Genomic DNA, 14,585 nt, shown 5'->3' with positions numbered 1-14,585 from the left:
AGGTAGGACTCGAACCTACGACCGATCGGTTAACAGCCGATAGCTCTACCACTGAGCTACTGCGGAATAATGAAGACAATTTGTATCTTATAAAAATTCTCTCTGTAAGTCAAGAAGTTTTTAACAACATCTTGTTCAAACGTGACATGTTTATAATATACTGGATTGCGTTTTTACTGTCAAGATGTTTTCGATATCGGTTTGAGTTTCCCTTTACACTTTCCACAGACATATCTTTTTGTATTTATTTGACGCCTTCTTACATATTGAAGTGAACACTCCATACATTCATACTTATAAATCTTTTTTTCCTTCTCTTCATTAATCATTTGTTTACAAAAACGTGGTGCATCAACTTTCTTTAACAACTCACGGAAATCCCTGTCCCTGTGCTTATACCCTCTTCCTGCAATATGTAAGTGATAATGACAAAGCTCATGTTTAATAATCCCGACTAACTCTTCTTCACCATACACTTCGTAATATCGATAATTCAGTTCGATATTATGACTCTTCAATAAATAACGCCCACCAGTTGTACGTAATCTATTATTAAACACTGCTTTATGTAAGAACGGCATCTCAAAGTATTGTAGTGACACTTCTTCCACTAGTCGCTGAATTTCTTGCTCATCCACTCTCATTCCTCCTAAACAAAAAAATATTTTTACACTTTTCTCCCTTCTTATACATATATTAAATAGTACATATACCCATCCTCATGTAAGAAGCGTGGTTTCTAAAAACAAAACATGAATAGAAATCCACTCACCAACCTCTCATCAATAGCATTTTAGATTTTTGAGAGCAGGATTAAACAAGGAGGGATTCCTATGCCTACGTGGCTAAAAAAACAAATGCAACGTGCATATTTCGAAAAAAACCGGTATCAAATTAAATTATTAAATGAATGCTGGTTTTATTATAGCAAAATACATCAAAGCTCATAATCCATTACACTTTTTATTCCATAAAAAAAAGAGCAGTTTCATCTGCTCTCTTCTCTTACTATTCAATCGGCAACATAGATAGCGCAACGCGTCCTTTTTTTGTATCAATATCATCTACCCATACTTTTACAATTTGCCCTACTGATACAACATCTAACGGATGCTTTACAAACTGTTTGCTAAGTTTAGAAATATGTACTAAACCATCTTGCTTTACGCCAACATCAACAAAAGCACCAAAATCAACAACGTTACGAACTGTTCCTTCTAATTCCATACCACGTTTTAAATCTTCTAATTTCAAAATCCCTTTTTTCAGAAGCGGTTTAGGCAACTCATCCCTCATATCTCTTTCTGGACTAATAAGCGCATCTATAATATCAACTAACGTCGGCTCCCCAACTCCTGTTTCTTGAGATAACTTAGAAATCTCTACTTCTTCCAATCTCTTTTGTAATTGCGGTTGTCCTACGTCATCTATCGATAACCCTAGACTCTTCAATAACAATTCAACATTTTTATATTGCTCTGGATGAATACCTGTTCGATCTAATGGATTCGCTCCTTCTAGTATACGTAAGAAACCTATACATTGTTCATACGTCTTTGCACCTAAACGCGGGATTTTCTTTAATTCCGTGCGCTTCGTGAATTTCCCATCTTCTTCTCTCTTTGCCACAATATTTTTCGCAACAGTTTTCGATAAACCTGAAACATATTGTAACAATGCAACCGAAGCCGTATTTACATTAACCCCAACTTGGTTAACAGCTGTTTCTACTACAAATGTTAATGACTCATTCAGTCTCTTTTGAGATACATCATGTTGGTATTGTCCAACCCCAACTGATTTAGGATCAATTTTCACAAGTTCAGCAAGTGGATCTTGCAGACGTCTTCCAATAGAAACGGCACTTCTCTCTTCAACTTGTAAATTTGGGAATTCCTCACGAGCTAAATCAGAAGCTGAATATACACTAGCACCCGCTTCATTTACAATAATATAAAAGACATCTCGGTTCACACTTTGTAATACATCTACTATAAACTCTTCTGTTTCTCTAGATGCTGTCCCATTACCAATTGCAATCATTTCAACTTGATATTTATCTATAATAGAAAGAACTTTCGTTTTTGCATCATCATATTTACGAACAGGTGGATGCGGATAAATAACATCGATATGTAGTACTTTCCCCGTATCATCTACTACAGACAATTTACAACCAGTTCTATATGCCGGATCTACCGCTAGCACGACTTTCCCTTTCATCGGAGGTTGTAATAATAAGTTACGTAAGTTCTCAGAGAAAATATGTATCGCTTGTTCTTCAGCTGTTTCTGTTAATTCTTTACGAATTTCTCTTTCGATTGAAGATTGAATTAATCGTTTATAACCATCTTCAATCGCTAATTGTACATAATGTGCACTTTTCGAATCGTTATCACGAATTACTTTCTTATTTAAGAAAGTTACTATCTCATCTACTGGCGGAACAACAGCAACTCTCAATATATCTTCTTTCTCGCCACGATTCATTGCTAATACACGATGTGGTACTACTTTTTGCAATGGTTCTTCATAACTGTAATACATTTCATATATATTCTTTTCATCTTTTTCTTCATCTTTCACGGACGAAGACATAACACCTTTTCTAAAAGTAACATTTCGAATCCAACTACGATACGCAGCTTCATCTGAAACCATTTCTGCAATAATGTCTTGTGCACCTTGTAAAGCTTCTTCTGCAGATTGCACTTCTTTCTCTACATTAATAAATTCCACTGCCTTTTTAGCCGGATCTTCTTTCTTATATAACAATAACCATTCAGCTAATGGTTCTAATCCTTTTTCTTTAGCAATTGTCGCTTTCGTTCTTCTTTTCTCTTTATATGGACGATATAGATCTTCTACTTCTTGCAACTTTGTAGCTTTAACAATTTGCTGTCGTAGCTCTTCTGTCAGTTTCCCCTTCTCATCAATAAGACGAAGAACTTCTTCCTTCCTATCTTCAAGTTGCATCATATATTGCCATCTCTCTAAAATCGTACGAATTTGCACCTCATCTAAAGAGCCTGTCCATTCTTTTCGGTAACGAGCAATAAATGGAACTGTGTTACCTTCTTCTGTTAATCGAATAACATGACGAACTTGCTTTTCGGTAAAGCCTAATTCTTTCACTAACATTTTCATTAACGCTTGTCGATTATCTACCATTTCCATATACAACCGTAACCTCCTCTATAATAAAAAAAGTTGCCCTTCAAAGAGAGCAACTTAAACTGCCGATTTAAAAATCTATTAGTCCTAAACTAATTTGTAACGCTTCATCTACACGACTCATCATCACTTCATCCAAATGAGTGATTTTGTCCGTTAAGCGTTGCTTATCGATTGTTCGAATCTGCTCAAGTAAAATAACAGAATCTCTCTCAAAACCATACTTTTTCGCATCAATTTCCACATGAGTGGGTAATTTCGCTTTTTGAATCTGTGCAGTAATAGCCGCTACAATCACCGTTGGACTAAAACGATTTCCGATGTCATTTTGAATGACAAGAACCGGACGAACGCCTCCTTGCTCAGAACCAACAACTGGGGAAAGGTCTGCAAAATACACGTCGCCGCGTTTTACAATCAAAATATTACCCCCCGCTAACTAAGCGTTCTACTGTATGAGCTGCTTCATACTCTGCTAAGAAAGCTTCAGATGCAATACCAAGATTAATTTTTCCCATTTCAATGTACCCACGTCGCATTGATTCATGTTGGTAGCGTTTCTTCGTCTTATGTTGACGCAATAACAATTGTGTTGCCTGGCAAATTAGTTCATGGCGATTCTTATTCTCTTGTTTTCCAATTCCGTCCAATTCCGTTACCATTTGCTTTGGCAACCGAACCACGATTTCAGTAGTTACACTTGATTCGGACACAAAAATACACCTCCACCGTCAACTACACACCCAAATATATATATGACACCTATTGTAATAATACCATTGTATGGAGCCTGTTGCAAAGACTTCCTTATTCCTTGCTTATGTTTTCCAATTCACAAACAAAACATTCATCTTCTTAAATTTTTTATCTCATAACTAACTAAAAACAATAGAACTCCTCTTCAAAACTTACGTGCAACTTATATAAAAAATGATTATAAGTAAAAAGCTTCTCATCAAAAAGAGCTTATTATCCAGCAATGAACAGTCACTCCAATGACAAGAAGCAATCATACTACCTTCTATATATTGTTCAAGTAATTAATTATCTCTACAACCTTACCATTCCGTATAAATATTCTTGGCACACGGAAACTGATCGTTGCAATAATTTCATAATTAATAGTCCCTGAGTATTCCGCAACCTCTGTAGCGCTAATATACTCATCTCCTTGCCTTCCAATAAGCGTAACTTTCGTACCAAGTGGCACTTCACAAGGAAGATGAATCATGAACTGATCCATTGTTACTCGCCCTACAATCGGTACCCTTTTACCATTTATAAGCACTTCAAATCCTTGTAACCTTCTAAGCCACCCATCTGCATAGCCAATCGCTACAGTCGCAATCCATTCTTCAGTTTTCGTTCGATAGGTGACGTTATAACTAATTCCATCACCTTTAATTACCTGTTTAATATGAGCAACTTTCGTATGAAGTGATAGCGCCGGTTCTAATTCAAATGGTAAAAAAGGACGTATTTCTACAGAAGGAGATAATCCATACATTGCAATCCCAATTCGCACTGCATTAAATGTAATCCCTTGAAAACGTAACGTCGCAGCACTATTAGCTGTATGAACAAACTTAGGATCCACTCCGAATTCTTTCAACCAACTTAACTGCTCCAAGAACGTGTTATATTGCTTATCAAAATACGAAGTCTCAACCTCATCTGCCGTTGCAAAATGCGTGTATACTCCTTCTAACTCTAAAAACGGTGCACCCTCTAAACTCTTTAAAAATTCTTTTAGCTCTTTTCTTTCACGTATTCCAATTCTCCCCATACCACTATCAAAGTTAATATGGAATTTCATTACAGATGAACCATCCCAAAGTTTAATTGCTTCTTCCACCCATTCTTTTTGAAAAACAGTTAGCGCTACATCATTTTCAGCAGCTACATTTACATCACGCGGCGGCGAGGGACCTAACACTAAAATCGGTTCAGTAATACCAGCCCTCCGAAGCACTAAAGCTTCATCTAAAAAAGCAACAGCTAACCTTGTTGCACCTGCTTCTAATGCCGTTTTAGCCACCGGTACATAATCGTGCCCATATGCGTTTGCTTTAACTACAGCAAAAATCTCTACATTACTTGGGATGAACTCTTTAATATGTGTAACGTTGTTATAAATGGCATCTAAATCCACTTCCACCCAAGTGTCACGGTAAAATGGTGCTTCTTCCATAAATACACTTCCTTATACACGATATGCGAAGCTTATTCTTTTATATGCTTCTTTTATGAAATCCACCTTCAAACTAAGAAAAGACGTGGTGCACATATATCACCACGTCTAAGAAGTTTACTTCACCTGCTTCGCTGTAACTGAACGAGCAACCATTAACAGCTCCTTCGGCTCTAAACCTTTAGACACGAGCATATATTCTACTCCGTTATGCGACCACGTTACAGAGTCTTTCGTCAATGCACCAATCGTAAACCCAAGATCAACTGGTTCTCCACTTACACTTACCGCTGATGATGCCTCTGCAACTTTTGCCTTTTCTTGTATTAAAGTAAAGGATTTCTTATTTCCAGTGTATGTGAGTATCGCACGCTTGCCACTGTCTGTCTTCAACTCTTTTTCATCTTTCAGAGTCATACCTTGTGGTGTATCAAGTGGATACAAAATAGCAAACGGTTTGTCTTCTTTCGCTGTTGTTTGAACATCTACCTGTGCTCTAGACATATTTTGTTTCGTATCAAATGCACCTTTATCAAATTTCGCATCGAATTTCACTTTAGAGAAATCTACTTTCACAAGAACATTTTGATCATTATCCATTAACTTCACTGAAACTGGAGTCAAGTCGCTCTTATTCAATGTAATCTCTTGTCTCGGCAACATATTTTGATGTTGATAGTTTGTTTTTGTTTTAAAAATATAATACTTATCTGTTTTCTCAAAAGTAAGGTTTTTCTTGTCCTGCAAAATATCTCTTACAAGTGATTCATATAAATAAGCCTGGCTACTATTTTGCGGCCAATCACTTTGAAAACGGAAGCTCTTATTAAGTGCTGGCGTTAATACAAATACACCTTCTTCATTTCTCAAAATAATTTGGCTCTGATCTTTTTTTGCATTTTTTAAATTCACACGATAAAAAGACGGTTCCTTATGCCAAATCTCTACGTTATATTCTTGAGGCTCATTGCCTGTTTTAATAGATAATTTTGCCTCAGCTTGATAACTTTTCATCCCTTTTACTTTTGATTCTAAATCTCTCACGACATCATCTTGCTTCTTTTCCATACAACCCGCCAACACAAAAACGGTCAACAAACCGACAAAAACTAAAAACAGACGCCTTTTCATCAATTCAGCCCCTTTGCCCCTATAAATGAATGGAAGATGTACCTTCCTTATCGCTACCTCAAATATATGAGACAAAGATATAAAATATGCAGACTAGCGTGACGAGCTTTCTAAAACAACTTGAGCAACAGCAAATTCCTTACTATGACTAATTGATAAATGAACAATATACTCTGTACTTGTAATCAGAATTGGCTTACCTCTTTCATCATTTTTCACTTCAATATCTAAAAAACTCACTTCTTTTCCGATACCAGTACCTACAGCTTTTGAATACGCCTCTTTCGCTGCAAACCTTCCAGCTACAAACTCTGTAAGACGACTTCCTTTCAGCTCCATAGCAACATTACGTTCATTTTCCGTTAAAATACGTTCCATAAATTTAAGCTTTCCATCTAGCATTTTTTCAATACGATTTAATTCAATAATATCGATACCAATCCCTATAATCATTTCGAAATCCCCTTCTTCTATTTAACTTTCTTCTTTCATATTGATAAGAATAACAGAGAATCTTTCTGATGCAAAAGGGGTGAAAGTAACCGTATGCTAATAAGATCCACTCATATTTCTTTACAACCGACTATTCTTACCTTACTTCTTATTCATTTAGTCATGATGATATTAGGCGACTTTTTTCTCTTACCACTGGCAGCCTCTAATGAATATATCGCTAAAGGAGAATGGTGGCGTGTCATAACTTCTCTTCTCGTACACGTAGACTTACAACATTTTCTTTCTAATAGTATTTTTTTGTTCGCTCTTGGTTCTTCTATCGAAAAGCAACTCGGACACTTTTCTTTTTTTATTCTATTTTTTCTCTCTGGAATTTCTGGAAATATTTCTTCTTATATTATTATGCCGCTTGAATATATTCACGCAGGTGCATCAGGTGGTATTTTCGGACTATTAGGTGCACAGTTATTTTTATTGTACAATCGATACCGCTCTTCAAAACCAAAAGAAATTGCCATTTTCTCAATTATGATTCTTCTATTACTGCTATTTACTTTCTTTAACCCTTCTGCCAATCCGATCAGTCATTTAACAGGTTTAATAACCGGTGGCATTTTAACCCCTTTTTTAACCAAAAAAAACGATGGTGCAAAGCTTATTTAATATAAAAGCTTGCACCATCGATAATTTCTACATCTACTTGTTCACTTAAATCTCTCATTAATTGAAATAAAGACTCATCCTTCATCTTCGCCTCAATCATACAATCAATTTGCGGAACACTTCCCTTTATCCTTCTTAAAAAAGATAAAAATGCCTCTACATTAATATAATCTGCATGAGCTCTTGGATCTTTTCCCTCTCTAGGGCTAGAGATATGCATTTTAACCGGCAACAAAGACGTTTCCCACGTATGAACGACACGTGCCCAATCTTCATACCAATCTTCTTGCTCATTATTCATCATATGGTGATGTAAGTCAAATACGACGGGAATATCTAATTTTTCTCCTAAATATAATGTTTCCTCTAACGTAAAGGTTGTATCATCATTTTCTAATATAATCATTTCTTGAATACCCCTTGGGACATTCGACCAATTCTCTATAAAGCGCTCTAATGCAAGTTCTTTATCTTTATATCCTCCTCCGACATGCAGTACACATCGTTGCTTATGTTCAATCCCCATACCTTTTAATAATTTTTTGTGCATCTGCAATGTTTTTACAGATTGTTTAAAAACACTCTCCTCAGGTGAATTTAGTACAACAAAATGATCTGGATGGAAATCAATTCTCATATTCATATGAACTGCATATTCACCTAGTTTTTTTAAATTTTCTTTTAAAGGACGAATATAGTTCCACTCTAGCAATTCCTCATGATTCGCTAAAGGAATGAGCTTTGAACTGAGCCGAAAGAAAGATATGTCATGCCCTTTATTATGCTTTAATAAACGTAAACAATTTTCTAAATTGGAATTAGCAATTCTTTCAAGTTTACGAATTGCAGCAGCACGATCATCTAATTTCTGAAACTGTGCATACGTCATCGTTTGAGATGGAGATGCATTCTTCAAATGTACACTCATCGCAACGTAACCAAGCCTTACAAGCATATAACAGCCCCTTTTCTATCATAACTATTATGTAGTATGCACAATTATAGAAATAAAAAAAGAGAATGCCCGCAAAGGGCATTCTCTTTTTTTTATTAAGCTTGTGGACGGCTATGATGTTTTCTTTCGCCGCGTCCATTTGAAGAACCAGGGCGACCTTGGCCTTCACCTCTACGACCACGACTACCACCATCACGATTGCGATCACGGTTTCCGTCACGATTACGCCCATCACGGTTACGGTCACGATTACGTCCATCGCCACCGCCGCGTGCATCACGACTACGATTACGGTTACCATCACGGTATCCGCCTCCGTTACCGCCGCGTTTTTTAGAACCGCCGCCTCTTGAAACAACAGGTGGTTCTGATGTTAAAGCGATCGGAGTTGTATCCGGCTCTTTAGTCATCATTTTTAAAGCAGCAGCTACTACTGTTACAGAGTCATTTTCTTCTAACATTTCTTCTGCAATACGCTTGTAATATGCTAAGTTTTCATTTTCAATTGTGCTTTGAAGCTTTTCAGCGATTAAACGTTGTTGACCTTCTAATGCCTCGTCAAGTGTCGGTGCATCCATGCGGTCCATTTTACGTTTTGTTGTACGCTCGATATTTTTTAATTGTCCTGATTCACGTGGTGTTACAAATAGCATTGCAATACCTTTTTTACCTGCACGACCAGTACGACCGATACGGTGAACGTATGATTCTGGATCTTGTGGAATATCGAAGTTATATACGTGCGTTACGCCTGAAATATCAAGACCACGTGCAGCAACGTCTGTTGCAACAAGAACTTCAATAGAACCTTCTTTAAATTTACGTAATACAGACATACGTTTCGCCTGAGTTAAATCACCATGAATACCTTCTGCAGCATAACCACGTAAGTTTAATGCTTCTGATAATTCATCAACACGGCGCTTTGTACGACCGAATACGATTGCAAGCTCTGGAGATTGAATATCTAATAAGCGTGTTAACACGTCAAACTTTTTCTTTTCTTGCACTTCTAAATAGAACTGCTGAATGTTTGGCATTGTTACTTCTTTTGCTTTTACTTTAATGTGTTGAGGCTCAGTCATGAAACGCTCAGCAATACGGCGGATTGGATCCGGCATTGTCGCTGAGAATAGTAATGTTTGATGTGTTTCTGGCACATCTGTTAAAATTGCTTCAATGTCTTCAATGAAGCCCATGTTTAACATTTCATCCGCTTCGTCAAGAACAACTGTCTCTACGTTTTGCAGACGAAGTGTTTTACGGTTAATATGATCTAAAATACGACCCGGCGTACCAACAATAATGTGTGGGTGTTTTTTTAGAGCACGAATTTGGCGGTTAATATCTTGACCACCATAAATTGGTAAAATGCGAACGCGTTTATGCTTACCAATTTTGTATAATTCTTCTCCAACTTGAATTGCTAATTCACGCGTTGGCGCGATAACAATACCTTGAACCGATTCTTTATGTGTATCCACTTTATCTAATAGTGGTAATCCGAATGCTGCTGTTTTCCCTGTACCTGTTTGCGCTTGCCCAATAATATCTTTACCTTGCAATGCATGTGGAATTGTTTCAGCTTGAATTGGTGTAGCCTCTTCAAAGCCCATACTTTCAACAGATTGCAGTAAAGAATCACTTAATCCTAATTCTCGAAATGTTGTCAATGTTACTTCTCCTTTTCTATCCTATACTTATCATTTAAAAAAAGGCGTTTTCCGGATTTGCGGAAAAGCCCTTTTCCTGAATGCTCACGTATATAAACGGGCGTATATTCTTCACGAAAATACTTCTAAACGTTATTACACTTTATCAATTATAAGTTTTGTATGTGTAAAAAGCAAACCCAACTGTTACCTTATTTTCATATTCAGAGTTTTTTTCTTCACTTTTATTTTTTTATATTTACTGTAAGCGCTTATTATAAGTTTCTTCTATTTTCGTAACTATCATCCCTATTTATATACACCAATTATTTCAACATCGTAATTACTTCTTCTAATTTCATACCGCGAGATGCTTTTATTAATACAACATCTTTCACATCGACTACTGCTTGTAAATCTTTTACTAACTCTTCTTTATTATCATACGCCTTTACACGTTCATTAGGGAAATTAATTTTCGCTCCTTCAGCAATTTGAGCCCCTAATCTACCGTATGTGAATACATGCGAGATTTTTGCTGGATCGATTAATTTTCCTACCTCATAATGGAACTGTACTTCTTGATCTCCAAGTTCTAACATATCACCGAGCACAACGATTTTTTTAGCAAAACCATCTAAACCATTCATTAAATGGAATGCTGCTTCCATAGCCGTCGGACTTGCATTATAAGCATCGTTGATAATTGTTAAACCACTATTTGTTTTCACAATTTCCATACGCATGCCCGTCATTTGAAGTGTTACTAAACCTTCTTTCATCTCTTCCCACGTTACACCAAAATGTTTCGCAATTGCCATTGAAGCAAGTGTATTATACACATTATGTTTTCCTAACACCGGTAAGTAGAATGAAATATTTTCATCTCTATTCATTTTGAAATGTGTCCCAGTTGCTTGTAATGTTACAGTCGTTGGATAATAATCGTTTGCTCTTGCATCACCAAACGTAACCGTTTCTGTTGCTAAATTCATTTCAGGAACACGATTCGTTAATAAAGGCTCATCTCCGTTATATACGAACACGCCACCTTCTTGTAACCCTGTAACAATTTCTAATTTCGCTTCAGCAATTGCCTCACGAGATCCTAAATCCATTAAATGTGCCTCACCAATATTCGTAATGATAGCTGCATTAGGACGAGCTAACTTAGATAAGAATTCAATTTCGCCTCGGCTTGACATACCCATCTCTAATACTGCTACTTCTGTAGTTTCTTCTAAGTTTAAAATGGTAAGAGGTAATCCGATATGGTTATTGAAGTTCCCTTCTGTTTTTTGCACTTTGAATTTAGTCGCAAGAAGACTTGTTACAATATCTTTCGTAGATGTTTTACCGTTACTACCCGTTACACCTACAACTTTAACATCCAATTGATCACGATAGTTTTTCGCTAACATTTGCAATGCGGATAGCGTGTCTTCCACAAAAATAACCGGAAGATTCTCAGGTGGATTCGCTACATCTTTCATCCATAATGTAGCCACAGCTCCATTTTCAACAGCTTTATCTACAAAAGCATGTCCATCAAAGCGCTCCCCTTGAATCGGAACATACAAGTTTCCTTTTTCAATTTTTCTTGTATCAATAGACACGCCTTGAATAGTAATTCCCTCATATTGCTCTGCTAATCCAGTACCATTTACCATCTGTTCCACTTGCTTTAACATTCGCTTTATCATATAGAAACGCTCCTTACATAGAGGAAGCACTATTCCTACGAATAGTGCTTCCTCCTTTTTTGTTAGATTGTATATTTAATTTTTTGTTTTTCTTCGTGACGTTCAATCGCTAAACGAATTAGCTCTTCGATTAATTCTGGATACGGTAACCCAGTATGTTGCCATAATAGAGGGAACATACTGAACGGTGTAAATCCTGGCATTGTGTTTACTTCGTTAATATACACTTCTCCATCTTTCGTTAAGAAGAAATCAGCTCGCGTTAAACCTGCACCGTCTAATGATTGGAATGCAATAATTGCATCACGCTTAATTACATTAGATTCTTCTTCTGTCATTTCAGCTGGAATAATTAGCGCCGTATCACCATCGATATATTTCGACTTATAATCATAGAAGTCCTTTTTCGGAACGATTTCACCTACAACTGAACATTTCGGCTCATCATTACCTAGTACCCCAACTTCTACTTCACGACCTACAATATTTTCTTCTACAATAATTTTGCGATCAAATTGGAATGCCTCTACAAATGCATCCTCAAGTTCTTCACGATTTTTACACTTATTAATACCAACACTTGAACCAAGGTTCGCTGGTTTTACGAAGCAAGGATATCCTAACTTATCTTCTACTTTAGAATAAGCTTCCTCACGATTTTTTTCCCATGCACTACGAATGAAGGATGCATATTTTGCTTGTTTTAAACCAGCCTCTGCAAAGATGTTTTTCATAACAACTTTATCCATACCAGCAGATGATGCTAGAACACCATTTCCTACATAAGGGATATTCATTAATTCTAATAGTCCTTGAACCGTTCCATCTTCACCGTTTGGTCCATGTAGTAATGGGAAAATAACGTCAATAGCATTCTCCTCAGAAGCTGCAGATGGGATAATTTCTGTACTTAATGATAACGGAGAAATCGCATTTTCTGCACCGCTCATTTTTAAAGCTTCAACATCTGTTACTTCGCCTTCAATACGCTCACCGCGTACCCATTGACCTTGTTCTGTAATATAAATTGGATGAATCTCGAATTTATCTTGATTTAACGCTTTAATAGCAGCAAGAGCCGTCTGTAGCGAAACTTGATGCTCAGCTGATTTTCCACCATATAATAAACCTAATTTAATTTTCGTCAATGAAATCACCCTAACCAATTGTTTTCATTTTTCTATTTTAGCACTTTTTATAAAAATAGGTAGTTCCTATTTGAAATAAAATGTAACTTCCATAAATAATTAAATAACATCACTTATTGGTTTTTCATTTCATTTTCTATATAGCTACACAAAATAAAATGGCAATCTAATCTAGTTATGTACCTAAAATATGTAGAAATCCCCTTTTTTGTGTATATCACCTATTCACTAAGAAGATTGTTTGGTTAGTGTGTCTTTTTGCCTTTGCTCCACAAGGCGATCTAAAGAAACATATACAATACCTGCAACTACACATCCTACAGCTAAAATTGTAAATAGAAAGTGACCAAGTAATCGATCTAATAAAAAACCTCCCAAAAGTGGACCAAATGCGCTTCCTGTAATCCACTGCAAACTTGCAGCTCCCATATAAGTCCCTCTCAAATGCTCAGGGGCCAAATTTGCTACAAATGTCATCTGTACAGGCGACATAATCATTTCACCTAACGTATATATAGCATAAACGAACAGTAGTGTTATTAAAATAATTGTAGCATTTGTATTAAATTCTCCAAACCACTTCGGTAACCACCCTATAAAAAATAATCCAATCCCGAATAAACATGCACCATATAACATCGTCTTCCCAACTGGTTTATCCGTAGCCCATTTTGAAATTTGAAACTGGAATAAAACAACTAATAGTCCGTTTAACGCCATTAAATATGGATATGGATTATTCGTTCCAAAAATACGCTTCATTTCATTATCAAAATGTAGTGGCAGCATGCCTTCCGTTTGAGAAAACCCCATCGAAATGATAATACCTGCTAATAAGTAAATCATTAATGCCTTATCTCGCATTAAAATTTTCCAAACTGCCCCAGATTCTTTTTCTTTATGTTCTTCCTTATCTATCCTCTTTGGCATCGTCTCTTGAATAAGAAGTAATACAAGTAACGCATAAAATAGCATTGTAGAAGAGGCAATAATAAACACAAGGTTCTTTGACAACACAACTACTGATGCTCCCATTATCGGACCAATCGCAGCACCTATATTGTGTCCCATTCGTAATAAACCATATGCCTCTGTTCTTTTTTCTGGTGCCGTTACATCCGCGACCATAGCTGATGCAGCTGGATGAAATAAAGAATTACTCAACCCTAAAAAAATAGATAAAATTGCATACGGAATAAATCCTTCTATAAATAGAAAACCGAGCATTAATAATGCATTACTTGCCATAGAAAATATCATAATAGGCTTTCTTCCATATATGTCAGCAATTCTCCCTCCTATAAGTGATCCAAAGCTTGCAGCAATTGGAGAAAGCGCCATAATAACCCCAACTTCCAACAACGAATCTACCTTATCTTTTAAATATAATGCAAAAAAAGGCATTAACATCATCATTGCAATTCCATTTAACGTCTCTCCAATAAATCGAATCCATACGTTACGGTCCATCTCCCTTAACTCACGCCACGTATTTTTCATCATTCCACCCCT

Annotated in this window: 14 protein-coding genes; 2 read left to right on the top strand and 12 right to left on the bottom strand. The window is 36.4% G+C overall.

Features of this window, described 5'->3' with window-relative positions:
- Window positions 1-179 precede the first annotated feature (179 nt).
- Window positions 180-638 carry a SprT family protein gene (locus tag QO049_RS21390; protein WP_000344235.1) on the bottom strand — a complete coding sequence of 153 codons (459 nt, stop codon included), beginning with the start codon at window positions 636-638 and terminating at the stop codon, window positions 180-182.
- 195 nt (window positions 639-833) lie between these two features.
- Here QO049_RS21390 and cmpA point away from each other — a divergent pair, with 195 nt between their 5' ends.
- Window positions 834-950 carry a cortex morphogenetic protein CmpA gene (gene cmpA, locus QO049_RS21385; protein ID WP_001143642.1) on the top strand — a complete coding sequence of 39 codons (117 nt, stop codon included), beginning with the start codon at window positions 834-836 and terminating at the stop codon, window positions 948-950.
- Window positions 951-1,008: 58 nt separating this feature from the next.
- Here cmpA and QO049_RS21380 read toward each other — a convergent pair whose 3' ends face one another.
- From QO049_RS21380 to acpS, 6 genes are all read right to left on the bottom strand, one after another.
- A complete protein-coding gene (locus QO049_RS21380) occupies window positions 1,009-3,177 on the bottom strand; it encodes a Tex family protein (RefSeq protein WP_246961769.1) in 2,169 nt (722 codons plus the stop codon).
- A gap of 67 nt (window positions 3,178-3,244) precedes the next feature.
- The gene (ndoA, locus tag QO049_RS21375) at window positions 3,245-3,595 is read right to left on the bottom strand and encodes a type II toxin-antitoxin system endoribonuclease NdoA (RefSeq protein ID WP_000635965.1); all 351 of its coding nucleotides are present in this window, start codon (window positions 3,593-3,595) and stop codon (window positions 3,245-3,247) included.
- Between the two features lie 4 nt (window positions 3,596-3,599).
- Window positions 3,600-3,887 (bottom strand): antitoxin EndoAI, encoded by a 288-nt coding sequence (locus QO049_RS21370; RefSeq protein WP_000004570.1) that lies wholly within the window; start codon window positions 3,885-3,887, stop codon window positions 3,600-3,602.
- Window positions 3,888-4,195: 308 nt separating this feature from the next.
- Window positions 4,196-5,365 carry an alanine racemase gene (gene alr / locus QO049_RS21365; RefSeq protein WP_000390617.1) on the bottom strand — a complete coding sequence of 390 codons (1,170 nt, stop codon included), beginning with the start codon at window positions 5,363-5,365 and terminating at the stop codon, window positions 4,196-4,198.
- A 117-nt stretch (window positions 5,366-5,482) separates the two neighbouring features.
- Window positions 5,483-6,433 (bottom strand): LolA family protein, encoded by a 951-nt coding sequence (locus QO049_RS21360; protein ID WP_002060618.1) that lies wholly within the window; start codon window positions 6,431-6,433, stop codon window positions 5,483-5,485.
- A gap of 156 nt (window positions 6,434-6,589) precedes the next feature.
- Window positions 6,590-6,949: a holo-ACP synthase gene (gene acpS, locus QO049_RS21355; protein WP_000583417.1), complete on the bottom strand. Its 360-nt coding sequence runs from the start codon at window positions 6,947-6,949 to the stop codon at window positions 6,590-6,592.
- Between the two features lie 93 nt (window positions 6,950-7,042).
- Here acpS and QO049_RS21350 point away from each other — a divergent pair, with 93 nt between their 5' ends.
- Window positions 7,043-7,615, top strand: a complete 573-nt coding sequence (locus QO049_RS21350; protein ID WP_000908523.1) for a rhomboid family intramembrane serine protease — start codon at window positions 7,043-7,045, stop codon at window positions 7,613-7,615.
- Here QO049_RS21350 and uvsE read toward each other — a convergent pair.
- The 5 genes from uvsE to QO049_RS21325 form a co-directional block, all read right to left on the bottom strand.
- Window positions 7,608-8,570 (bottom strand): UV DNA damage repair endonuclease UvsE, encoded by a 963-nt coding sequence (uvsE, locus tag QO049_RS21345; protein ID WP_000961161.1) that lies wholly within the window; start codon window positions 8,568-8,570, stop codon window positions 7,608-7,610. The genes QO049_RS21350 and uvsE overlap by 8 nt on opposite strands.
- A 95-nt stretch (window positions 8,571-8,665) precedes the next feature.
- Window positions 8,666-10,243 (bottom strand): degradosome RNA helicase CshA, encoded by a 1,578-nt coding sequence (gene cshA, locus QO049_RS21340; protein WP_000206584.1) that lies wholly within the window; start codon window positions 10,241-10,243, stop codon window positions 8,666-8,668.
- A gap of 305 nt (window positions 10,244-10,548) precedes the next feature.
- A complete protein-coding gene (murF, locus tag QO049_RS21335; protein ID WP_000595964.1) occupies window positions 10,549-11,925 on the bottom strand; it encodes a UDP-N-acetylmuramoyl-tripeptide--D-alanyl-D-alanine ligase in 1,377 nt (458 codons plus the stop codon).
- Between the two features lie 62 nt (window positions 11,926-11,987).
- On the bottom strand, window positions 11,988-13,073 hold the full coding sequence (locus tag QO049_RS21330; protein WP_000161427.1) for a D-alanine--D-alanine ligase: 1,086 nt from the start codon (window positions 13,071-13,073) through the stop codon (window positions 11,988-11,990).
- A gap of 228 nt (window positions 13,074-13,301) precedes the next feature.
- On the bottom strand, window positions 13,302-14,573 hold the full coding sequence (locus tag QO049_RS21325) for an MDR family MFS transporter (RefSeq protein WP_000799714.1): 1,272 nt from the start codon (window positions 14,571-14,573) through the stop codon (window positions 13,302-13,304).
- Between the last annotated feature and the right edge of the window lie 12 nt (window positions 14,574-14,585).

Origin of the sequence: Bacillus sp. RB3 (genome assembly GCF_030164735.1) — a bacterium.
Taxonomy (GTDB): Bacteria; Bacillota; Bacilli; order Bacillales; family Bacillaceae_G; genus Bacillus_A; species Bacillus_A cereus.
Note: the sequence above shows the minus strand (reverse complement) of the source record. Positions and strands in the feature narration are given on the sequence as shown.

What these genes read in the sequence shown, in the direction of transcription:
- QO049_RS21360 (WP_002060618.1), bottom strand. Translation starts at nt 6,433, where the DNA reads ATGGAAAAGAAGCAAGATGATGTCGTGAGAGATTTAGAATCAAAAGTA.
- murF (WP_000595964.1), bottom strand. Translation starts at nt 11,925, where the DNA reads ATGATAAAGCGAATGTTAAAGCAAGTGGAACAGATGGTAAATGGTACT.
- cmpA (WP_001143642.1), top strand. Translation starts at nt 834, where the DNA reads ATGCCTACGTGGCTAAAAAAACAAATGCAACGTGCATATTTCGAAAAA.
- QO049_RS21350 (WP_000908523.1), top strand. Translation starts at nt 7,043, where the DNA reads ATGCTAATAAGATCCACTCATATTTCTTTACAACCGACTATTCTTACC.
- uvsE (WP_000961161.1), bottom strand. Translation starts at nt 8,570, where the DNA reads ATGCTTGTAAGGCTTGGTTACGTTGCGATGAGTGTACATTTGAAGAAT.
- acpS (WP_000583417.1), bottom strand. Translation starts at nt 6,949, where the DNA reads ATGATTATAGGGATTGGTATCGATATTATTGAATTAAATCGTATTGAA.
- alr (WP_000390617.1), bottom strand. Translation starts at nt 5,365, where the DNA reads ATGGAAGAAGCACCATTTTACCGTGACACTTGGGTGGAAGTGGATTTA.
- QO049_RS21380 (WP_246961769.1), bottom strand. Translation starts at nt 3,177, where the DNA reads ATGGAAATGGTAGATAATCGACAAGCGTTAATGAAAATGTTAGTGAAA.
- QO049_RS21325 (WP_000799714.1), bottom strand. Translation starts at nt 14,573, where the DNA reads ATGAAAAATACGTGGCGTGAGTTAAGGGAGATGGACCGTAACGTATGG.